The 21,315-nt window shown below is 56.8% G+C and carries 28 protein-coding genes; 2 read left to right on the forward strand and 26 right to left on the reverse strand.

All coding sequences use genetic code 11. The features are described 5' to 3' along the window. Positions 1-428 precede the first annotated feature (428 nt). The 14 genes from traW to PU683_RS05380 are packed head-to-tail and all read right to left on the reverse strand — an operon-like array spanning position 429 to position 9,782. Complete coding sequence (traW, locus tag PU683_RS05315) at positions 429-1,064, reverse strand: type-F conjugative transfer system protein TraW (RefSeq protein WP_277170532.1); 636 nt, start codon at positions 1,062-1,064, stop codon at positions 429-431. Continuing rightward, the gene (gene trbI, locus PU683_RS05320; protein ID WP_277170533.1) at positions 1,061-1,483 is read right to left on the reverse strand and encodes a type-F conjugative transfer system protein TrbI; all 423 of its coding nucleotides are present in this window, start codon (positions 1,481-1,483) and stop codon (positions 1,061-1,063) included. Before trbI ends, traW begins: the two co-directional genes overlap by 4 nt. Next, positions 1,480-4,122 carry a type IV secretion system protein TraC gene (gene traC, locus PU683_RS05325; RefSeq protein ID WP_277170534.1) on the reverse strand — a complete coding sequence of 881 codons (2,643 nt, stop codon included), beginning with the start codon at positions 4,120-4,122 and terminating at the stop codon, positions 1,480-1,482. The genes trbI and traC overlap by 4 nt, the downstream gene beginning before the upstream one ends. After that, a complete protein-coding gene (locus tag PU683_RS05330) occupies positions 4,122-4,289 on the reverse strand; it encodes a hypothetical protein (RefSeq protein WP_277170535.1) in 168 nt (55 codons plus the stop codon). The genes traC and PU683_RS05330 overlap by 1 nt, the downstream gene beginning before the upstream one ends. After that, positions 4,286-4,831, reverse strand: coding sequence for a type IV conjugative transfer system lipoprotein TraV (traV, locus tag PU683_RS05335; protein WP_277170536.1), 546 nt, complete (start codon positions 4,829-4,831; stop codon positions 4,286-4,288). The genes PU683_RS05330 and traV overlap by 4 nt, the downstream gene beginning before the upstream one ends. 43 nt (positions 4,832-4,874) lie before the next feature. After that, on the reverse strand, positions 4,875-5,276 hold the full coding sequence (locus tag PU683_RS05340; protein WP_277170537.1) for a hypothetical protein: 402 nt from the start codon (positions 5,274-5,276) through the stop codon (positions 4,875-4,877). Then, a complete protein-coding gene (locus tag PU683_RS05345; RefSeq protein WP_277170538.1) occupies positions 5,263-5,442 on the reverse strand; it encodes a hypothetical protein in 180 nt (59 codons plus the stop codon). The genes PU683_RS05340 and PU683_RS05345 overlap by 14 nt, the downstream gene beginning before the upstream one ends. Further along, positions 5,439-5,924, reverse strand: coding sequence for a hypothetical protein (locus tag PU683_RS05350; protein ID WP_277170539.1), 486 nt, complete (start codon positions 5,922-5,924; stop codon positions 5,439-5,441). Before PU683_RS05350 ends, PU683_RS05345 begins: the two co-directional genes overlap by 4 nt. Next, positions 5,921-6,361 (reverse strand): hypothetical protein, encoded by a 441-nt coding sequence (locus tag PU683_RS05355; RefSeq protein ID WP_277170540.1) that lies wholly within the window; start codon positions 6,359-6,361, stop codon positions 5,921-5,923. The genes PU683_RS05350 and PU683_RS05355 overlap by 4 nt, the downstream gene beginning before the upstream one ends. Before the next feature lie 10 nt (positions 6,362-6,371). After that, positions 6,372-7,790 (reverse strand): F-type conjugal transfer pilus assembly protein TraB, encoded by a 1,419-nt coding sequence (traB, locus tag PU683_RS05360; protein ID WP_277170541.1) that lies wholly within the window; start codon positions 7,788-7,790, stop codon positions 6,372-6,374. After that, a complete protein-coding gene (traK, locus tag PU683_RS05365; RefSeq protein ID WP_277170542.1) occupies positions 7,787-8,527 on the reverse strand; it encodes a type-F conjugative transfer system secretin TraK in 741 nt (246 codons plus the stop codon). The genes traB and traK overlap by 4 nt, the downstream gene beginning before the upstream one ends. Positions 8,528-8,540: 13 nt before the next feature. Then, the gene (locus PU683_RS05370) at positions 8,541-9,113 is read right to left on the reverse strand and encodes a TraE/TraK family type IV conjugative transfer system protein (RefSeq protein ID WP_234467353.1); all 573 of its coding nucleotides are present in this window, start codon (positions 9,111-9,113) and stop codon (positions 8,541-8,543) included. 10 nt (positions 9,114-9,123) lie between these two features. Continuing rightward, complete coding sequence (gene traL / locus PU683_RS05375) at positions 9,124-9,426, reverse strand: type IV conjugative transfer system protein TraL (RefSeq protein ID WP_277170543.1); 303 nt, start codon at positions 9,424-9,426, stop codon at positions 9,124-9,126. Between the two features lie 2 nt (positions 9,427-9,428). Beyond that, on the reverse strand, positions 9,429-9,782 hold the full coding sequence (locus tag PU683_RS05380; protein WP_277170544.1) for a type IV conjugative transfer system pilin TraA: 354 nt from the start codon (positions 9,780-9,782) through the stop codon (positions 9,429-9,431). 199 nt (positions 9,783-9,981) lie between these two features. Between PU683_RS05380 and PU683_RS05385 the strand changes: the two genes are divergently transcribed. Further along, positions 9,982-10,617: an Arc family DNA-binding protein gene (locus PU683_RS05385; RefSeq protein ID WP_277170545.1), complete on the forward strand. Its 636-nt coding sequence runs from the start codon at positions 9,982-9,984 to the stop codon at positions 10,615-10,617. A gap of 39 nt (positions 10,618-10,656) precedes the next feature. Here PU683_RS05385 and PU683_RS22360 read toward each other — a convergent pair whose 3' ends face one another. Then, a complete protein-coding gene (locus tag PU683_RS22360; protein WP_346771056.1) occupies positions 10,657-11,271 on the reverse strand; it encodes a relaxosome protein TraM in 615 nt (204 codons plus the stop codon). Positions 11,272-11,674: 403 nt separating this feature from the next. Between PU683_RS22360 and PU683_RS05395 the strand changes: the two genes are divergently transcribed. Next, positions 11,675-12,199, forward strand: coding sequence for a lytic transglycosylase domain-containing protein (locus PU683_RS05395; protein WP_277170546.1), 525 nt, complete (start codon positions 11,675-11,677; stop codon positions 12,197-12,199). A gap of 33 nt (positions 12,200-12,232) precedes the next feature. On the opposite strand, the gene PU683_RS05400 is transcribed toward PU683_RS05395, so the two are convergent. The 11 genes from PU683_RS05400 to PU683_RS05450 form a co-directional block, all read right to left on the reverse strand. Then, on the reverse strand, positions 12,233-13,054 hold the full coding sequence (locus tag PU683_RS05400) for a DUF932 domain-containing protein (protein ID WP_277170547.1): 822 nt from the start codon (positions 13,052-13,054) through the stop codon (positions 12,233-12,235). Between the two features lie 21 nt (positions 13,055-13,075). Further along, positions 13,076-13,372: a hypothetical protein gene (locus tag PU683_RS05405; RefSeq protein ID WP_277170548.1), complete on the reverse strand. Its 297-nt coding sequence runs from the start codon at positions 13,370-13,372 to the stop codon at positions 13,076-13,078. 713 nt (positions 13,373-14,085) lie between these two features. Continuing rightward, on the reverse strand, positions 14,086-14,436 hold the full coding sequence (locus PU683_RS05410; protein WP_277170549.1) for a hypothetical protein: 351 nt from the start codon (positions 14,434-14,436) through the stop codon (positions 14,086-14,088). 52 nt (positions 14,437-14,488) lie between these two features. Beyond that, a complete protein-coding gene (locus PU683_RS05415) occupies positions 14,489-14,683 on the reverse strand; it encodes a hypothetical protein (RefSeq protein ID WP_054804692.1) in 195 nt (64 codons plus the stop codon). Positions 14,684-14,764: 81 nt separating this feature from the next. Then, complete coding sequence (locus PU683_RS05420; protein ID WP_277170551.1) at positions 14,765-15,232, reverse strand: DUF1419 domain-containing protein; 468 nt, start codon at positions 15,230-15,232, stop codon at positions 14,765-14,767. A 69-nt stretch (positions 15,233-15,301) separates the two neighbouring features. After that, positions 15,302-15,625, reverse strand: coding sequence for a hypothetical protein (locus PU683_RS05425; protein WP_277170552.1), 324 nt, complete (start codon positions 15,623-15,625; stop codon positions 15,302-15,304). Between the two features lie 1,097 nt (positions 15,626-16,722). Next, the gene (locus tag PU683_RS05430) at positions 16,723-16,881 is read right to left on the reverse strand and encodes a type I toxin-antitoxin system Hok/Gef family toxin (RefSeq protein ID WP_200134379.1); all 159 of its coding nucleotides are present in this window, start codon (positions 16,879-16,881) and stop codon (positions 16,723-16,725) included. A 251-nt stretch (positions 16,882-17,132) separates the two neighbouring features. Next, positions 17,133-17,855, reverse strand: a complete 723-nt coding sequence (locus tag PU683_RS05435; protein ID WP_277170553.1) for a plasmid SOS inhibition protein A — start codon at positions 17,853-17,855, stop codon at positions 17,133-17,135. Beyond that, positions 17,852-18,286 (reverse strand): conjugation system SOS inhibitor PsiB, encoded by a 435-nt coding sequence (psiB, locus tag PU683_RS05440; protein ID WP_232045658.1) that lies wholly within the window; start codon positions 18,284-18,286, stop codon positions 17,852-17,854. Before psiB ends, PU683_RS05435 begins: the two co-directional genes overlap by 4 nt. A 42-nt stretch (positions 18,287-18,328) precedes the next feature. Then, positions 18,329-20,383, reverse strand: a complete 2,055-nt coding sequence (locus PU683_RS05445; protein WP_277170554.1) for a ParB/RepB/Spo0J family partition protein — start codon at positions 20,381-20,383, stop codon at positions 18,329-18,331. 9 nt (positions 20,384-20,392) lie between these two features. Continuing rightward, the gene (locus PU683_RS05450; RefSeq protein WP_277170555.1) at positions 20,393-20,683 is read right to left on the reverse strand and encodes a hypothetical protein; all 291 of its coding nucleotides are present in this window, start codon (positions 20,681-20,683) and stop codon (positions 20,393-20,395) included. Between the last annotated feature and the right edge of the window lie 632 nt (positions 20,684-21,315).

Genomic DNA, 21,315 nt, shown 5'->3' on the forward strand with positions numbered 1-21,315 from the left:
GGGTGTTTGCCTGCACCATTGTAGTAACCCTTGCCTATTCAATAAGCAGCTTTCTGATTACCAGGTAAAAAGGATGAGGATCCGACCCGCAAACAGCCACCACAGAACGGTGTATAAGAAGGCACTGAGCATGACCGAAATCACCGGAGACAGCACACGCAGGCAATGAAAACTCTCGCGTAACCCCCTGGCAGTCTGCAGCTGGAAATGAATAAAGGTCTGACAAAATATAAACGCGAGGCTAAAAGAAAAGGGGTCTGCCACGAAATGCTTACGCAATATAAAGCAGGCAATACACTGTATAAGTAATGTGACCAGTGAGGCCCATCGGGCAAGTCTTTTTTCCTCTTTCCTGCATAACCCCGTCGTGATCCATATCAACAACGGGGTTACCAGAACCATCTGAGATATCACCATGTAAGCCGGGTTCATTTTCCCACCTCCGGTAAACGTATTTCTTCAATCTTCAGGCCCCGACCGTCACGCGTGATACGCGCCGGGGTGTGCTCAAACCCGAATTTTGTGGTCAGGACACCGGCCTGATCGAAGTAGATGCGCTCGTTCAGGGCATCGCTGGTTTCCTTGATGTTTCCCTTCACCAGGATGATTTTGAAACCCGTCGCGCCGGCCAGCTGCTGCTTCATCCAGGCCACCTGGTCGCGGTTGTCGCCGTCGAGAAAGTAGAGCGTCTGGCTGTAAGGCACCCGGTCGAGCGGATTCACCTGATCGCCCTTGCGGGCAATGATATTGCCCTGCATATCGGTGATGGTTTCATTGACGGTGAAGGTGGGGTCATAACTGAAGGCGCGGTACTTTTCGGCAGGCGTCAGGCCGGCAACGGGCGGCGGCCTGACGGCGTTACGCTTAACGCGCTCAACCGCCTCGTTGCGCAGCTGGTTCAGCTCACCGCTCTGCTCCATCGACTGCAGGCGCTTCTGGATAAAAACCAGCATGTCCTGCTCCTGCGGCTCAAAGACATTCCCCCAGGTGCCGAGGTCTTTTGCCCCGGCACCGGCCGTGATGCCCGCCAGGAGTATCACGGCCAGACAGCGGGTCAGGTTCATTTCACCTCCCCGGCAGGCGACTGCATGCGCGCCGCGATATCGTTGCGGATTACAGGGGTGATGTCAGGCTGCACACTCACCACCGCCGGCTGCACCAGAATCACCGCGTTATGCTTCTGCTGCCACGCGGCCAGGCTGTCGATCATGGCCTGGTTGAAACGACTGACCAGGGCTTTTGCCCTCGCCTCATCGAGTTTCTGCTGCGCAGACTGCTGGATGAAGATGTCCATCGTGCCCTTCATGTCGAACGTCACGACCTGCGGAGTCACCAGTCTGGCCACGCCCCAGGCAATGCCGGTCACAATCAGCAGCGCGCCCGCGCCGCACGCGACCAGCTTCGGCCAGCGCGACGCCATACTGCCCGCCAGCGTCACACCGTCACGCACCACCTCCGCGTCATAAGGTTTGTTATCACTCATGCTGCTTTTGCCCATTCTTCAAGCTCCGCCAGTTCCTGACCATATTTGAGACCTGCCAGCCGGTATGCTGCCTCTTCGGAACTGGCCCCTTTTATCTGTTCTTCCTGCATGAACGCAAAATCCTTGCCACGCGAACTGAACATGGCGCGCGTGACCGGGTCGACAAACAGGCGATGGAACGAACTGCGCTCGCCGATCGTGATCAACAGCGAGCTGTAGCCGGTGTCGATGGCGGGCTGGAAGTACTTGATGACCTCTTTTTCGATTTCAGTGAACTGATCGGGATATTCCGCCAGGTACTGTTTGAAGGCCCTTGCATCCTGCAGGAGGGTGATTTTTGTTGCGCTGTTGTTCCAGGCCGCTTCGGCCTGCTTACTGGCGGTAAAGTCCTTGATACCCTGGGTGATGGTGATGAATGCCCCACTGTGACGACGCACAGTACGGTAGCCGGTCTCAATAAAGGTGGCAGCGTGCGGGTTAGAGCCACCGAGCAGTCGCCAGGCCTCATCGATAATGGCCACTTTCTTGAGGTCACGCGGACTGTGGTACATCTTTTCCTGAATCGCCAGAATGAGCGAGAACAGAACGGCACTGAGCAACTTGGGTTTGTTTTCCAGACTGAGCATCTCCAGCACCGCGAAGCGCGTATCTTCGTCGAGCGTCGGCTTCTCTGCGTTGAAGTATTCCCCGTATGAACCCCAGCTGCAGTAGGCTTCCAGCAACAGGGCCAGCTCGGCAAGACGGGCAACAATCGTTGGCCGGTCCTGAAATCCGTTGTTGACCTCCGGGCTGGTGAGATAGGCATGGACGTCATCGATGCGCGCCCCGCTGCCCTTAAGCTGCCATGCCTCGGTCACAGCCTTCTGCAGTATGGCTTCACAGACGCCGTCAAGCGGCTCTGTCGGGCTGGCCAGTACGGCAAGCAGCCGTACAATGCCTTCAGCAGATACTTTGATATCACGGATGTTGGCAAACGGGTTGAAGCGCAGATCGGCTCCATCGAGGTAGACGCCCCCGGCCTGCTTACAGTAGTTTTTGTAGCTGTCACCCATGTCGATGACCCAGCCAAAACCGCCAGAATTCAGGACATCACGCAGTATCCCCTGAACGAGAAACGATTTTCCCGCCCCGGACGTGCCGGTTACCGCAATATTGGAGTTTGTGCTGCCGTTCGCCTCATCAAACATATCGAAGAAGGCAGTCTGGTTGCGGTAGGTCGGCAGCGGCATGCCGCGCCGTGACAGGTGACGTTCACCGACCACCGGCATCAGGTTAACGGCATTCCAGCTCTTGGCGCGCAGTGTGGCACCGGTCGCTTTCAGATCTTCCCACATCCCCTCCTGCATCATGAACGGCATGGAGGCCAGCCAGTTACGCATCTGCTGGTACTGAATCGTGGTCAGCTCCAGCTCATTTTTGCGGAACAGGTTAACGGCGGCCAGCTCGCAGGACAGCGCATCCGCCTCATTATCCGGCGTGAACAGGGTGAGGTTGAAGTAATACCGGCACAGGGACACCTCGTTCGTGCCCAGTTCCATCTGCATTCTTCGCCATTCTTCTGCCTGTTTTTTCACGCCAGGAAACAGCATGGCATAGGCCGAGTTGGCTTTCTTGCCGAGATCCATGTTCTTGCGCATCGCTTCGCCCTGGCTCCGGGTCTGCTCTTCCAGCTCAATGGTCCAGGTCAGCATGAAGGGACAGGGAATGCCGAGGTCAGGAAAACGCAGGTTCTGAAGGTTGTCAGCGCCCTGCCAGAGTGCAAAGCGCGTCGGGTTTTTGGTCAGCTGCATGTTCACCACGCGACACGATGAGGCCGCCACGCGCGTCTGCCGGACTTCCGTTGCGTTACCGTCGTTATCCCGCATCTGCTTTTCAATGATGGTTTCAGGCAGCGCAAGACTGATATGCGACGGACGAACCTTGATATCGATACCCTGATCAACAACCTGCCGGTTCATCTCCTCCTCGGTGTTCCACTCATCACCGGCAGGCATGACCTGCCCGGAACGGTAGTTAACGAGTTCACGCATGAGCGAGAGGAAGTCGTTTGCAGTGGTGTTTACTGAGTCGATGCGCGCGGCATTCAGTGACACGCGGATGGTGTTACGGATCTGCTTGAGTTCATCAATCAGTTTTGGGGTGAAGTGACGAGCCTTACGGCCGTACACAATAAATACCCGGTAATTACGCAGGTACAGCGGATACTCACGTTCATTGGCCAGCCCCTCCACCGCCGATTTTTCCCAGAACGCGCGGGTAATGCTGTTGAGGTGCGCGGCCATCGGACCTTTCCACATATCGGCGCTGACGCCGCGCGAGATACGCTCCCCGACACACTTGCTGGCGACCATGATGACGGTCACCGGCGTTTTGCGCGGCAGCTTCTTGCGCAGCATGTCATCCAGCGTGGCCACCACCTGCTCGTTCGCTCCCGGCAGAGGGGCCGCTTCAACGATAAACCCCGCGCTGCCGGCATTGATGAACATGTCGTTAGCGTCATCGTAATAACGCCACGGAAGCGCGGCGGTCAGGGAGGGATAATCCCAGGTCTGCTGCAGGTTGGCTTTCGCTGTTGCAGAACCATCTTTCTGGCCGCCCTTTTTCAGCAAATCCATCATGCTTTCAATAAAGTCAGACATTATTTTGTCCTCTCGCTCTGGTGCAGGCGGGCAGCGATATCGCCTGGCTGGACCAGGCCTTTCGCAACGAGGATGTCATACAGCAGGAAGCTTTTACCGGCAGCCGGTTTCCCGGTGCAGATAACGTTGCCGGTCCGGCAGACACGCCGGGGTGATTTGCGGCTCATTCATCCCCCTCCCCGATAATGCGGAACCCCTCATCCCAGTGAGATTTGTTTTTCACAAACTCCACGACGGCGGGCTGATGAAAGTTGTCGTCGGTGTCGACCCACGGGGCAATCCACAGGCGCTGTGTGGCGTCCGGAATACGCTGCGCGGTCACGCGTCCCGCGCCGCTGACAGAGCTCGCCGGCGACACATACGATGTTGTCTGTGCAGTCGGGCCGGTCAGGGCGCTGCGTACCGGTGACGATACGGTGGCGATCGGGCGCGGGGCGATGACACCGGTTGCTGCGACAGAAACGGGGCGGGAAGAACTGACCGTCGGTGCCGTGTTACGCAGTGCCGGCAGGGTTTCACCCGCAGGCTTTTTTACGGCAGTGTCCTGACCGATGTCGTTAATGCTTTTCCCCTTTGCGGCCAGGGCATTGGCCTCAGCGGTGGTCAGGCACTTATCGGTGGCGGTGGCATTACAGTCGAAATCTGAATTCATACCGGCGCAGCCGGTCAGCGCGCTGCACAGCAGTGCAGCACCCAGTAATTTATGCATGGATGACTCCGGGTTAAGAAGATGGGTAAAGGAAGTGCAGTTGTTAAGTGGCGTACACCAGACAGCGAGCGAGGTATGCAACGCCACAGAAAATCGGGAGACCGTAAGTACTGAGAAAAGCGATAAAGAACCAGTCAGCAGGGGGCCAGGAGAACGTCCAGTCAAAGTACATTTTCATGAGCCAGACACACGCCAGGGCAACCCAGGGGATGACTGTTGCCAATACCGCCCGGACCGATAAATCCCTTTTCCTGTCGCTGAGATGCATTGCCATAATTGTCAGCCAGATTACCGTAATGGCCAGCGCGACCCGCCAGAGGGGCCACTCAAAACCTGCCAGGCCTTTGGGTATCAGCATGGCGTACACTTTCAGGCCAAAGGCGTAACTCAGTACCGCCAGCCAGAGCCACTGCATGGCGAAGCCGGCTTTTTTAATTAAGCTCATGATGAGAAAACCCCTTCAGTGGATTGACACTGCAGGAACAGCACTGCAGCGGCGTTATGTAGTCTTTCTGAGCAGCCTCGCTTTTAGTGGCGCTGACCATCAGTACAAGGGAGACGAGCAGGGCCAGCGTAACGAGCATCAGGGTGTGCATTGCATAACGGTTCATGGCAACTGCTCATCCTCTTGCTGCTCTGCTTTATCCGGGGTGTTCTCCAGAAAATGCGGCAGTGGTTTGTCTGTTTGCCGGAAGACAACCCTGAACTCGTCGTCATACCAGGTTCGCAGGTCGTCCTTTTCAATGCCCCCTTTACTTTTGACAGCCTCCTGAAGGCATCGCCAGGCAGAATGGTTGCAGGGCTGGTACAGGGACAATTTTCTGTCTATCGCATCGGGCCAGTTGTCTTCTGCCCATCCGGGCAGAAGGTTCTCACAAAAAGACGCGATAAGCCGGGCGCAGATGAAGAAGCCAATAATTAAAACCCATAAAGGAGGGGAAAAGAGTAAAGCAGCCGCTACCATCACAGCGAAGAGCAAAATCGCCGCCATCGCGTAAAATGCTGCTTTACGGGGTGTGAAGCGATCATGCTCCCACAACTGGATATCCGTTCCAATTTTGCGGAGCAACATTCTGTTTTGTGCTTTGCTCATGTTTTCACCGTCACTTTGTCCGGCGTATTCGCCTGAGTCTGCGGCGTTGCTTTTTCCGGGTGAAAGACGGTCATGCATTCGCTTTCATACCAGGCCCGCAGGTCGACCGGGTCCATACGCAATTTCCGTTCAATGGTCTCCTGAAAGTGCTGCCAGGCTGCCTTGTTACGGGGCCGGTACTGTGACAGTCGCCGGCGTATCGCCCGTGGCCAGTCGTCATCCCGCCATCCCTTAATAAGGAACATGACGCCTGTCGCTGCTCCGATAACCATCCCTAAAAGCACAGGGATATGCTCGTTCCCCGCCGCGACTGCCATGACAATCACAAAGAGCACCACATAAAAACTCACCTGGCGGGGTGTGAAGGCGTTGCGTTCCCATTTCTGAATATCACTGCCAGTCTTGCGAAGAATCGTGATGTTGTAGTCATCATTCATGCTTTCAGCCTCAGTTAATGGTGTCACCCATTTTCAGGCCACGCGCCTGCCGCATGACTTCATCCGGATCGATGTTGCCGACAGAGGTCGTGGAGGTTGAGGACGACGGGACAGCCTGGGCAGTGTTTCCGGTGACGGCACTCTGTGCTGTCTGGCCGGCTTTCTGTGCTTCGGTCAGGACTTTCGCTTCTTCCATATCCTGACGGGTTTCGAGCTGGAAGCCTTTCTGGAACACCACGGTGACCGCATTACCCGCCCCGATATCGATGATGGGGTGATACTGCTCGGCGCGCTTAATCCAGTACTGGCTCACCGTTTCAGCCGCTTTGCTGCTCCCGCCGCCCAGCCCCTGCCCAAATACATCCCCGGCACTCACGTTCGCGGTTGCCCCCAGCCCGACGGATGGCGTGGCAGCTGACTTGACGCCCTCACCAATCCCTGACAGGAACCCGGCCGCACCGGCATACCCGATGATTTTGCCGTTACGCATGACGGGTGTGCCCTTGATGCCATACTTGCCCTGCCAGCTGACATGGCCTTCGAACTCCATGTCGATGTCCTTACCGTTTTTCAGGTTGCAGGCGATGGAGCGTGTCCGCACGTTACCGCGCTCACTGGAGATATCCCCCCAGGCCTCGCCCACGATAAAACAGCCGTCCAGGTCAAATTGCTTGTTGTTCGGCATGGTGGTTTTGCCCAGCAGGCGGATGGTCACGGGTCTGGAGTCCTGCTGGCCGGTGACACTGGCGTTAGCGTCAACACCTTCAATCAGCACGGCTTCCGAGAAGGAGCCGGACGATATCCAGGGCAGCTTTGTGGCTTTCTTTTTCAGGCTTTCATAATTAAATGAGGTTTTCTGCATTCCCCCGCTCATGCGATTACCACTGCCGCCCGGATAGAATCCGGCACCCTGCGTGGTGGCGGGACCGGTGGCGGCCGGTGTGCCTGTCGCAGGGGTTACAGTGTACTGGGGGAGTCTGGCCTGACCGGCAGCAACGGGACCCGGCAGTGGTGTGCCGTCTGCGGCAGCAGGTGGTGTCTGCTGGCCGGAGGGTTGTTCGTTGCTGCCGGTGGCACCCGGCTTCGTCTGCATCTGCTCGCTGAGGCGCTGGATTTCAGCGTCCTTCTTCTGCAGTTGCTGGCTGAAAGTGGTTTTGCTCTGCTCAAATGACTGCGCGAGCTGGGCCAGCTGCGCTTCGAGCGCGGACGTCCTGGCCTGCTGTTGTGCCATCGCGGACTGGTTGACCTGCTCGTCAAAGGTGGCGGTGACGACGCCGGTCATGTTGGGCGCGGGCGCGTTCTGCGCCTGCTGTGCTTTGTTATCTTCGGTGCCGAAGGTCAGCACCATGGCAGTGGTAACGCCTGCAGCGGCCAGGACGCCGATGAGTATGGCGAGCTGTGTGCGGCGTGTTTTCACATTCAGGTTCATGCGCGCGGCTCTCCGTCATACGAGAACACCACCCACACATACTCTTCCCCGTTCGCGTAAAGCTGATTCTGCGACAGCATCACGGCCCGGACGCCCTTGCGCCAGAAGTCACGCTCGCGCAGCTGCGTGGTGACCACGCCGGGGTTTGTCATGCGAAACCGCACAACGCGCAGGTGGGAGCCGGTGAACTGGCGCTCCGGGGTCAGCCTGACGGTGACGGCCGGGTTATACGCCGGCATGCGGCTGACGGGTAACTCTTTATATCCTTCAGGTACATCACCGAGGGCGATGGTACGGGAGAGGCTGACGAGGGTTTTTTCGTAGCTCTGCCCTTCTTCCCACGCTTTAGCATCGTCATTAGCGACTTTCGGGGCGCTGAGCGGGGTGAAGTGCAGGGTCTTACCTGTGCCGGGTTTCGGTGTGACGTTGAGGCTCAGCGCCGCACCGCCGGCAGTCTGGATGAATATCGTGAAATTCTGACCGACGAGTGGCGAGAGCAGTAATGCGCCATCGGCAGTGTGGTCCTGGTCGTAGGCACCTGTAGGCCCGCTGATGCTGGTCACCAGTTCCCCGTCAATGATGATTTTGTTGGGGTTGGTGTTACTGAGATTAACGCTGAATGAGGCGTCATTCTCAAACGGTATGGCGACGGGTCCGGTGGCGGCCCGAAGGCCGCCTGTGAACATGACCGTTGCCATTAACACAGCAGCAGCTGCCGGTGAAAAACGCTTTTTCATGGGCAGTCCTGATTCAGTTAGTGGTGACCGGCATGAGTTCGGACATTTCATCGAGGTTGATGATGCCGTTCTCATAACGCATCCGGAGCCGGTAAGTGCGTGCCTGCTCCTTCAGTTCGGTGGTGATATTGCCGTTGGTGGTTGAGGGGTGGAGTACGACGTCTGCGTCAATCACGCCGGGACTGACCATGCGCAGCGCGCGGACATCGTAACGCCAGGTGAGGCCTCCTTTTTTAATGCGGTCAGCTTCCACATCGAGCGCTTTTTTCAGTGCGTCGCGGCTCTGCGCGGGCACGTAGTTGAGCAGCATCTTTTGCTGGCTGTCGATGTTCTCGGGGCTGACGTTCAGCCTGAGATACAGGAATGACGTGGCGAACATATTCATGCCTGCGGTATCGGCAGATGAGGCATCGGAGCTGAAAGGCTGGTTGTAAGACATGGGCGTGGTGATGGTTCTTTGCGTGCTGTAAAAGTGCCACGCAAGAGCGCTGCTCAGAATCGTTGCTGTGGTACATAAAACAGCGAAACTGCCCATCCCGATAAAGGCGAGTCGCAGGTATTTATCCCTGCTTCGCTTGATATCCATTTTCACTTATTCACGCCCTCCAGTGACGGAAACCTGAGTCAGGAATTAACCGGAAGGTCACCCTGAAAATAAAGGTGGGCAGGTACCAGTAACAGAAATTCAGTAACCAGAACGAGCCCTGCCCTTTTTTCAGATACCTGACAATTAACCACAGCACGCCCGAAACTATCCCCAGGGCGGTCGACATATTGCAGGCGACACCCAGTAAGGTCAGGGGAGCAATAACGAGGAGTTCGTCGAGGGGGAGACCGAAAAATCGGGCCTGCTGATTGAGGGTTTCCGGGAAGTAATATTTATCATCTTCCCCGTTCATTTTTAGCCTGCGATGGCGAATGCTACGCGGGTAAAAATAACGACAATAACGAAGCCAGTAAATACCAGCGGGGAGCGGGATTTGAAGTAAACAAAAAGCGCAATAAAGATTTCTGCGAAGTAGAAATATTTCTCGAGCGATGAACCATGACCAAATGTACCAGAAATGGTTCCTGACTGTGATGCCAGCAAATCAGTGCTACCCGCAAATGCATAATTGCAGGCCAGAAGAGAAAGAAGGATTAACCCTCCGTTTTTTAAATACTTTCTCATCTGAATATTTTCACGGGCTTTGCGAAATAAAGACGCTACCGCCCATCCCTTTGTGACCTTAAGGGCATTGTCCTCAGTAAACATGCTTGTTTCTCCGGATGTAAACAAAATGTGTTTGCGTAAGTGCTTGTTTACGCGGGCATAAGTATCTCATGACCCTAAAAAAAAAAAAAACTGTGAGCTGCGTCACACTTTTCAACATCATTAGGAATTATCTGAGCAGTGGCGCAACATATCCTGAGTCATGCAGGTATGACGCCTGTGATGTCAGGGATCTATAAATATGAAAGTAAAAGAGAATCTGTGGGGAAAGCGTGGACGCCCACGGAAGTTCACTGCGGGCGAAACAGTGGAGTGGCGGCTGCGTGCGCCGGACAATCTGCTGATGGAACTGCGGGTGTGTGCCCGAATTAGCGAGAGGAGTGTTAACGATGAAATTATCGCACGGTTGCTTATTTCACTGAATTATCAGCCGCATGTGCCTGTTATTAAAACGGCTGAGGGGGAAAGGTTAATTTCTCTGGCAGTGAAGTTTGAAGAGTGGCTGTGTGATTTATTAAGTAATGGTAGTGAAGATGAAAATGAAAACAGAAAGGAAAAGGCGCGCGATGAGCCTGCCTGGATGTGGCGTGAAGGTGTGCGGGTGTTAATTCCCGGAAAGACGTCAGGCTACAGTATGCGCATTCCTGAAAATCTTGCCTCTGAAATCAGAATTATGGCGCGGGTGCATAAGCGCAGCCTGAATGACGAAATGCTGACAAGGTTGATGGATTCTATGGGTTATTTAACCCAGCGTCTTCTTGACCAGAACGAGGATGCGCAGGCGCTTAAAGTGCTGTGCATGTCATTTGAGTGGTATCTCAGGGAAAAATTATCGGAAGCAGGGGATGTGCCGCTTCCGTGGAATAAACCGGAGTAATCGTGACAGGTCTGGCCGGCGGCTTTGCCGGTCAGGTTGTTATTCTTCTTCAGATATGAAGTGGTGAGATTCGGCCTCGTCCTCAGCATTGTTCATTGCCGTAAAATTCTGGCTGAGCAGCTCTTCCAGATTACCGTCCGGGCTTATGCCTTTAGAATTCAGGTACATTTCTGTAATCATTGTCATCAGTATCATGGTTCCTTCCCTTGCTCCGCTCGCTTTTTTTATTAAATCCCGACGAAACCCTTCGAGATCGAAACTGGCAGGTTCTTCCCTCGATTTATATACCATGATACCCAGGCGAACGAGTTCATTGACCTGATTGGAATAGCTCACATCGCTGCTTGTTGCGCCCTTCTGTCTTTCCATTTCAAGAATACCTTCAATCTCGCGATCGATTTTATCTTTAAAGTAGATATTTTTACGCGGCATTAATTTTCCGTCCTGTTCAAACAGTGCCGGAAGCAGCACTGTAAGCGAAAGATTTTTAAAAAATGAGTCTGGATGATTTTGCGTAATATGGTGTGTTAATCCGGCACCTGTCAATGAAAAATTACTTTTATACAGGTGTTCGCTTGCGGCACTGCATGGTGTGTTAATCCGGCACTGTATAACCAAATATGCTTTATAACTTCCTGAATATACGTAGTACACACCTTTCGGCCACTTTACAGTGCCGCCAGCGGCACCAACAGGTGTGCTGTTCCGGCACTGCTGTGTGGCCGGTTACGGCACTGTGATGTGTGGGGAATAACACACCTTTTTCTTTATATTTCAAATACCGCACAAAATAATCAGAACAACAACCTGATTCCAAAGGAAAAATCTGCAAGACGAAGTCTTGCGTGGGGTGTCATGTTTTATATGTTTGCAAAGAGCGGCCAATAATAAGCGACACCAGAGCCTCTTTAATATCAGAGACTGACTCCTGGCACGTACCCGCAGCGCTCTCTGCGCGTTTGTAAGAGCGGGTATTGATTTAAATGATCGGCGGGGGTATTTTTTATTGCGCTGCTCCGGCGACATTCCACGCGCGAAAAACGCAAAGGTTATAAATATGAATAAACTCGGTCTCATTCTGCTCTGCGTCTCAATGTCCTGCAGCGCAGCACCGCAAATGTGTTTCGACCAGGCTGGGCGGGATTACCAAATCGACCCGCTGCTGCTGATGTCAATTTCAATCAAAGAAAGTCGACTCAGGCCCGCTGCGGTTAATAAGGCGAACAATGACGGTTCGGAGGATGTATGCGGGATGCAGATAAACAGTTCGCATTACAGGAAACTGAAAAAGTTTAATATTACGCGATCGGATCTGCTTAATGATCCTTGCGTGTGCGTTTACACCGGCGGGTGGGTTCTTGCGCATAACTTCAGGTCATACGGAAAAAACTGGGACAGTGTGGGAATGTATAATACCGGGCCGTCGAAAAACCTGATCAAACAGCGACGGGCCTATGCCGAAGATATCAGAAATATTTACCGCATTCTGCTGGCCAGAAAATCCATACTGGCGCAGCGTTCTGTGCAGCAGGAAGAAACGCAGCTGACGGCAAAAATAACGCATGAGCCGCTGAAAGACTGATATAAAAAAACCCGGTTAACCGGTTTTTTTTATTCAGCTTTTCAGCAGGGCAAACTCTTCCGCCATTTTCCACAGCGCATGGTTAAGTTTGATGTCGCCATCAATTCCGGTCACCGGTCGCGTCGTGGTTCTTTTTCCTTTCGCCGTTCTGCCACGCACGCCACCTTTGATCAGATTCTCCTGCACAATATTAAAGGACGTCCACAAATCGGTTTCTTTGTCATACCAGGCGCGGGGCTGAATTATCTGCTCCGGGGTGACCGGCGATTTATCCTTGCCATATTTATATTCCAGCGCCATCGCGCCGAGCAGGCGACGTTCTGCGCTGTCGAGCTGGATGCTTTTCATTTTTTCCATATTGTCGGCGACGGCATCGAACACGCCCAGCACCTCATATGCCCCCTCGATAACCTGCGAAACAATATCCCCTTTGTGGGGCACGTTAATTTCGCCGAACGATTTCCAGCACACCAGGCCATTTGTGCAGACCTGACGGAAAATACCGGGGATCATTTTATAACTGCTGGAGCCATCATGGCTGTTCAGTAAAACGATTTCCGGCACCTCTGACCCGCTGCCGTTATTTCCGCGACGCAGGCGAATCATGTGTTTGGTAAAATCCCGGCGTTCCGGATCGCGTACCCGTGACTGCCCGGCATAATACGGCTCGAATCCTTCCTCACGTAATTTATCCAGCAGAGTAATGGTCGGAATATAGGTGTAGCGTTCAGAGCGTGACTCATGTTTTTCAACAGAAAATGCGCTCGGAACGACACGCATTAATTCATCGTTCGTTAACGGGCGGGTATTACGCATCGTGTTCGGGGCAGCATAACGGGTGGATAAGCGGACCATAATTTTCTCCTTAACAGTTAATCAGTCAGATAAAACACGAAATAAAGAATCGAGCGGCATGGCAGCCGCAACCGGCCAGCCATTTGCAATCCAGATGACGCTGAAGTCCGGCACATCGTCCTGATATATGACGATCTCCTCCGCGCCAGCTGGCGGGTCAAAGTCGTGGCGTTTCGCGCCAGGCATGTCATATGTGACAGCAAAAACCCAGCAGAGAATGTCAGTGGCCTGGGCATCCGTCAGGGGCGTGTCTTTTCCACCCATCTTCCTGGAAGATTCGGGAGCGGCGGTTTTGCCGTTGACGTTTCGTGTGTGCATTCTGGTTTTCTCCTCGTCGATGGTTAATCCATCTCCCTGGTGAGTTCTCTCGCGGCGAAGGGCAAAGGAGCGACGGCAAGGGGAGGAAGGAGGGGGGCGGAGACAAAAGTTTTTGCGGCCGTTCGCAAAAACTTTTGGCGGAGTGCATATCACCCCCCGGATGACGGCCCGACGGTGCTACGACCAGCCCTCCGCGTGAGAACGTCAGGGTGATGGTCAACAGCATGCTGACAGAATGCACACACCCGACACGTCGGAACGGCGTGGCGACCTTAAAGCACCGGCAGCGCCGGGGCGGTGGACGCGGCGCGACCGGTACAGTCGCAGCAAGCGGTGCCGTTGACCTTCTCCATCGGGGCCTAGCGAAGCGCGAAACCCGAAGGGGTTCGGCCGGAGACTGGAGCCCGCGCGCGGGCGACGGGCGGAGTAGGGCCGACGACCCGGCCGGAACGGACGGGGAGCCGAAGGTGGCCAGCCCCTGACCTTGATTTTGATTTTGTTGCCAGAAACAACCGGGAATGGTGAGCAGCCCAGGCTAATCCTGCGCAACCCCCACAGAGGCAGCAGAACACAGGAGCAGATGAGAGGCATCTGTATGCAGATGAGGGCGAGGAGGCGGAGGGAGGAGAGCGGGTGCGCCGAAGGCGTTCCCGCCCTGCCCCGTTCCCCGGAGGGGAACGCCCTTCCCGGCTTTTGCCGTTCCGGGCACGGACTCAGAAATCGTCTTCCTCTTCAGCATCGAAGTGAAATTCAGCGACCCTGAGCAGTTCCGGCAGACCGTTACCTGCCGGGGAGATGATCCCCACCTGGCGGCACAGGTGCATCATATCTGCCATGAAATCGACGATAACGCTTCCCACCGGCTCGCCATCTTCAGCCATGCCGGTGCGTTGCGCGAACAGCCACAGCGCTTCGGCAGCCAGGGCGGCGCGCTGCTGGTTGTCGTGTATCACCACGGGAAACTCCGCGATCGGCAGCTGTGCCGCCAGCGCTTCCAGCTCTGTCGCCGGGACTGTTTCAGCCGCAGTGTGTTCCGGGGCTGTATCAGTCAGGTTAACTTTCATCGTTATTCTCCCTTTCAGTGGCAGGCCACCCCCGCAGTTGTGGCCGCCTCCCTTATGCCAGTCCCAGCGCCGGATAAACGCTGCTGCCATTATCTGCGTCCGCAGACGCCCCCAGACCGGAGTGAACCGTGGTCATAAACTCCTGCCAGCGCGCAAAGGGCATGGCTGGGATGTGCGCGGGTTTTCCTGCGCGCAGGGCGTTTACAAACGTCCTCGCATGTGCGACAGTTTGCGGGTCAAATTTCATGGATACTACCTCCTGGTTTTTGATGAGGGCGGCACCTTGACCGTGCTGCCCGTTGATTAAGCAGGGCTTTGCCCTGCTTTTTTAATGCCCGGAATTCGCTGAATCCCCGGCAAAAAACGTGCTGACGAGACTTTCTCTGATCTGCTCCGGCGTCAGCGTGTCCAGATCGCGGCACTCGAAGAAGCGCCCACGCAAGCGGGCAAAAATGCTGGTCACATCCCCGCCATACCGTTCCGAAGACTTGAACGACTCACACTCACCGCTGCGGTGCCAGTCCATCGGCGGCAGCACCTCCAGCTGGTCGATGTACCGCGCCTCGCTGATTTCGCACCAGGGCTGCCGGTAACCGTCATTCTCGCGTTTCAGTGCATCCACGGTGGGGATCAGCTCCATATCGGGCATCTCCTCACGCATCTGCGCCAGAGTCTGGCCGCCGAATGCCGAACGCCATTCCTCGCCTGACTGCACGGCGTAAGCCCAGATGCGCGACCGCGATACCTGAAAGAAAGCCATTTCGGTGGGCCTGAGTACTGCTTCAAGTGCTGACATTTTTCCTCCTGGAGGCAGCCTGTAGCCGCCATTTCGTGTTTATCTGCCGCCCGTCAGGGCGGCACCGTGTTAAATGCTGAAGCCCTGGCGCTTAATTTCGCGGGCAAATTGTCTGAAGTGGTCAGCCTCCACCAGGTGAACGTGGCGAAATTGCTCATCCACGCCGCCACTGAGCGCATAGTGGTAGCGACCTTTCATTTTCTCCGGGCTGCGGCGGCGCATTTTCGTCAGCTCCGCGAGCGAGCTGAACGCCATCACATCCCATTCAGAATCCGGGGCAGAGGTGCCGGTTTCGTTTTCAGCGATCAGGATGGTGAGCGACGCGGTTTTGCCCCCCATCTTTCTGGTAGATTCCTGAGCGGCGGTTTTGATGTTGACGTTTTGTGTGTGCATTCTGGTTTTCTCCTCGTTGATGGTTAAGGCCATCTCCCTGGTGAGTTCATCGCGGCAAGGGCAAAGGAGCGCCGGCAAGGAGAGGAAGGAGGGGGCGGAGACAAAAGTTTTTGTGGCCGTTCGCAAAAAGTTTTGACGGAGTGCATTTCACCCCCCGGATGACGACCCGGCGGTGCTACGAACAGCCCTCCGCGAAGGACGGCCAGGGAGACGGGCATCAACGCGCTGACAGAATGCACACACCCGACACGGCGGAACGGCGTGGCGCCCTTAAAGCACCGGCCGCGCCGGGGCGGTGGACGCGGCGCGACCGGAACGGTCGCAGCAGGCGGTGCCGTTGACCTTTTCCATCGGGGCCTAGCGAAGCCCGAAACCCGAAGGGGTTCGGCCGGAGACTGGAGCCCGCGCGCGGGCGACGGGCGGAGTAGGGCCGACGACCCGGCCGGTACGGACGGGGAGCCGAAGGTGGCCTGTTCCGTGTTGTTGTTAACTGAGGGAGGCAAAAAAAACCAGTCCGGGCATGGACTGGTCAGAAGTAGCAAATAAGCTGGATCACACTGTGGCCGGTATTGTTACTTTTCCCTTTACCGAATCACTCCGGCGCAGAACCCTTCCGGAAGCCTCCTGGCCTCACCGTACCGGTATTCTCCGCAGCTCTCTTCCCGTCCCTTAACTGCGTATTCACCAGAGCATTGTGTCCATCCGGATCACGTGTCCCCTGACTATAGCTGCTCCTCACCCGTTCTGTGTGACCGGTCCCTGATTTCTGCCACAACGTCCGGGGCGTACCAGACGTCGCCTGAAAATATATTCACCGATTATGCTTCCTGCTTAGGCGACAAGCGAAACGCACTGATTTACACTGGTTTTCCTGTAATGAAGGCTGTTTAGCCCCTCTTACGGTGTACCGGATTTTGCACCGTAAGGGGTCTTTTTTGTCGGGCACATCCGTTTTGCTGATGCCAGCATCCTGGTATTCAGCGCCGTGGCAGAAACAGAATGGGGCTGCCAGCGAACTGACAGCCCCACTATAAAGGCGCTTTTGGCCCCCGACCCATCAGCCCTGAAATGGCGGGGTTTCCCCCGCCACCAGGTTGCTACTTACCGGATTCGTAAGCCATTAAAGCGGCCACCTCCCTGCTTCCGTCCCTGTAGCGAATTTCGCAGAGCGATTTACGCGTCAGCCAGGTGAATACCAGCAGTGTGATACACACTATCAGCACGCACCAGATGAAAGAGTTCGGTGTCAGCTTCATAGCCTCATCTCCTTGCCTTGCGGCGGGTAAACGGCTACTCTGATGTTGTCGAGACATAGAGTTGGCCCTGTTGGTTAATTGAAAAATTACCTTCGGGGCTTTCTTCTTTCTGCCTCAGTACAACCGGCATCACTGCCAGCGGCATGAGGCAAAAAGCCTCAAGCGCCGGTGCCATTATACCGCACCTGGCACACACGCCACCAGGCCTCACGCCGATATTCCGGCACCCGGTACCACGCATTCACTCCCCTTCAGTACACCGAATGACCTAACTTATCGGGCACCTGCCAGCGATCGGCAGCCTTTTCACTGGCGCTCATACCGCTCACCACATCCCTCAGCACATTCAGTACTGACCAGAGCGGTTCATGCCGGTGCCATTCCAGCTCCGTCAGTGAGACAAAACGTCTCCGCCACTGCCAGAACAGCGCTGCCAGTTCATACTCACGCAGTTCATCAGCCCAGCGCGTGTACCACGCCCCCACGTTCTCCGGTGACCGGAAGTTCAGGTCTGTCCGGGCCTGCGCGACCAGACTCTGGTGCAGAATTTCCTCCCGGCAGAGGCTTTTATTTTCACGCCGGATCGTTTTATGCAGATGCAGTTTCCCGCGCTGCTCCCTCCGGGATGCATTCCGGAACACCACATCCGGGAACAGACATTCCTGCACCGTTGCCGGCAGCGGCGAGTGACAGTGCTCACCCCGGCTGACCAGCAGGACTTCGAGCGCCTCCTCAAGCCTGCGCAGGGACCAGATTTTAAAGTGCGGGTCCCAGCCCAGCCCCGGAATGGCCTGAGCGGTACGGCTGCTGAGACGACTTTCGCCGGTCAGCAGGCGCATGAATGCGCGTGCATGCGGGTTGTCTTCCGGCAGACGCCTGCGGTTCTCGCGGCGCAGCTCGACTTCGGCCACCGCCTGCAGCGCAGCCTGGCGTGCCGGGTTCAGGGTAACGAGCGCGAGACTGGCGGGGATCATGACATCACCTCCGCATTCATCAGTTCAGCGATGGTGGCCGCAGAGCAGTTAAAACGGTGCAGTCCGGCAACCTGCGCCAGCAGGGTGCTGACGGCCACCGGGTCATGCCTGTCGCGCTGCGACAGGATCCTTACCAGTCCCCCGTCTGCCGCCAGCAGGAACAGTGTCCAGGCCGGGAGCATTTCACCGGGGCTGCACAGGCAGAGAAAGTAGCGGTCGGACCGGTCCGGGGCGAAGCGCAGCTGGACAGGAAACTGGCCGCCGAACTCACTGCGGTACTCGGCATTCACGCGCCACCCCTGCGGAACCGGAATGGTGTTCATCACGGCGTCGCTCAGCTGGCGACGTTCTTCATCACCACTTTCGCGGACGGCTTCCAGCTCAGCGGGGATCATGCTGTTGAGGACTGCGGGGGTATATTTCATGCTCATGGTCGTTTTCCCGGTTGCCCCGGCGGGGCAACCGTCTCCTGGTTATGCGGCGTGGTTGTCAGCGGTGTCGTTCAGCGTCGCCGGAACATCCGGCTGCGGGCGGGTCATCCAGTCCGGCACCCAGCGGGTTTCCGCGAGGGTGGCGGCAGCCAGCTTCGCGGCCTCGCCTTTTTTCAGCTTCATCGCCTCGCGGGCGCGGTCCTGATGCCCGGCCTCTGCCAGCGCGTCGCCGATCTGATCCTTGCTGATGCTGCCAAAGTAGTCCGCATCCGGCTGCCACCAGTCGCGCAGGTCGAAGTCCAGCGCGGATTCAAGGGTTTCCAGACTGCTGTCGCCGGTGCGACCGTACTGCCGTCCCTGCACCCCGTTGATGCCGCATGCCACGCAGTAGCTCAGGAGGGTATGAAGCTGCTCTGTGGAGAGATCCAGCATGGTTCGAAAATCGGTTTCCCACTGCGGCGGCAGGGTCAGCAGCAGTGCTCCCCGCATGTCCCGCATCGCCCGCCAGCCTGTGCCCTTATCCCCTGAAGGCGCATCAGACATACAGGACCATGAGCAGTCGCGGATAGTCATGCCCAGGGGAGCCTGTACCCTGCCCCCGATCTTACCGAAGGCGTCGCGGCAGAGCGTCCAGGTCAGCAGGGTCAGCGCCACATGCGGTCTGCCGGACAGCGCTGCCTGTACCGCCAGGGTACGTTCTGACGACATGGCCCGGACCAGTTTCTCGGAGAAGGCATCTGCCGGGATGCCGGGGGATTTAATGGTGATCACGCGGTCTGTCGTGGCGTCTGTTGCCGGGAGTTCGCCTTCTTCAGCCCCGTTGTCCTGCGCAGGTTCGACGCGTTTTACCCCACGCTGGATGCAGAAGTCACCGTATTCAAAGGAGACCACCACGCCGTGTGCCGCCTTATACGCCGGGGTGAACTGGCGCGCGCGCGCCGCACTCTCAATGTCCTCGATACGCTGCTGAAGCGCGTTTTCGTCCTCTTCGGTTTCGCTCTCCAGTAACTTCTGCTCAAGACCGACCACCGTGGCCCTTTCCTCGTCAGTCAGTTCAGGCTCAGGCAGATACACGCGCAGGGTCTGTGCATCACGGAGCGTGATTTCATCCATCCGGCTTTCACTCCATGCCCAGCCCTCTTCACGCTGAAGTCGCGCCGCCTCGCCAGCCAGTTTGTCGAGCAGCAGCCGCTGTGTCAGGAGGCGATCAGCAAACCCCTGACCTTCGTCACTGAACAGGTCGCGATCAACCACCCCTCCGGCCGCCACGTAGGCATCCTCCCCGACGAACCGGAACGCGGCAGAAGCCATGTCTATTTTGATGCTGTTCACCTGCCCCTTCAGCCACCCTGCCGACGGCATGCCGCTACCAAACGTCTCTTTCGCGCTGTTCCAGATGTCCACCTGGCGGGCATGATCGTGTTCAAGTGTCATCACCTGACACAACTCCAGGGTAATGCGGTCGTGCATCAGTTCCTCAATCAGCGCAGGGGCGAGATTCGCCAGGCTGAGGATGCGCTGGACGTGACGGGCAGTGAAGCCAAAGAGGTCACCGATCTGCGCCGGGGTGAAGCCCTGCTCTGCCATCTTGCGGAACCCGGTCACCTGCTCTGCCGGGTGCATCCTGCGGCTTTTTTCGTTTTCAGCCATCGAGGCCGCGACCGCCAGGTGCGCCGGAATACGTTTGACCGGAACGAACGGCTCATCAGCCCCGGTGAAGCCTTCCGCGACGAGTACGCCCGTCGCGCGGGTGCGCCCGCTGCCGCACACCACACCGAGCAGGCCGTCCGGATGATCGACAACCACCAGGTTATGCAGGAACCCCAGCGCCTTAATGCTGGCGGCATACCCGGCGATTTCCTCGTCAGTATGGGGCACGATGCGGACGTTATAGTCCGAACGGGTCAGGCGGGAATACGGCACGTATTCCACGGGTGCCTGTTGCAGGGCAGCCACAACGGCTGCCGGCGCGGCGGCGGCTTTTTTCGTGCGGACTTTGCGCGTGGCGGGTTTCGCCGTAGTATGGGTGGTGACCATTATTGTTACCTCTTCAGTTACGGTGGTGGTTATGCCGTGGCCGGATTGCCCTCCGGTCACGGCGCTTAATCAGTCGTGGTTATTTCGCTGCACATCGCGCAGCCGGTTTTCGAGCGTGGCCAGAAACTCCGGCTCAAAAGACCATGCATGCCAGACAAGGCGGCCAAACTGGCGGATCTCAACCTGTACATCCCCGCGTGATGATGCCCGTGCGGTAAAGACGGTCACGCCGTCCTGTAACCGGCGATACCGGGCGATCAGCGCCTTCGCCTGTAAAGCGATTTCTTCCTGCGTGTTTTGATCACATCTTCCGGCGGTTTCTCGAGCGGCGGTTTTGCCGTTGACGTTTCGTGTGCGCATTCTGGTTTTCTCCTGTGGTGATGGTTACTCCATCTCCCTGGCTGGTACTCTCGCGGCAAAGGGCAAGGGAGCGACGGCGCGGGAGGAAGGAAGGGGGCGGAGACAACAGTTTTTGCGGCCCTTCGCAAAAAGTTTTGGCGGAGTGCATTTCACCCCCCGGATGACGATCCGGCGGTGCTACAGCCAGCCCTCCGCGTGAGTGCCGGTAAGGGGGTGGCATCACCACGCTGAGAGAATGCGCGCACCCGACACGGCGGAACGACGTGGCGACCTTAAAGCCCCGGCAGCACCGGGGCGGTGGACGCGGCGCGACCGGGACGGTCGCAGCAGGCGGTGCCGTTGACCTTCTCCATCGGGGCCTAGCGAAGCCCGAAACCCGCAGGGGTTCGGCCGGAGACTGGAGCCCGCCTGCGGGCGACGGGCGGAGTAGGGCCGACGACCCGGCCGGTACGGACGGGGAGCCGAAGGTGGCCTGATCCGTATCCTCTTTTGTTTTTCCGGTGTCTGGTTTTTCCCCGCGCAGCTGCTGCACAACTTCACTTTCATGTTCACCCGCACCCGCACCCGCACCCGCACCCGCACCCGCACCCGCACCCGCACCCGCACCCGCACCCGCACCCGCACCCGCACCC

The organism is Candidatus Kosakonia sp. 282A-S69, from assembly GCF_029433855.1.
GTDB classification, from domain to species: Bacteria; Pseudomonadota; Gammaproteobacteria; order Enterobacterales; family Enterobacteriaceae; genus Kosakonia; species Kosakonia cowanii_A.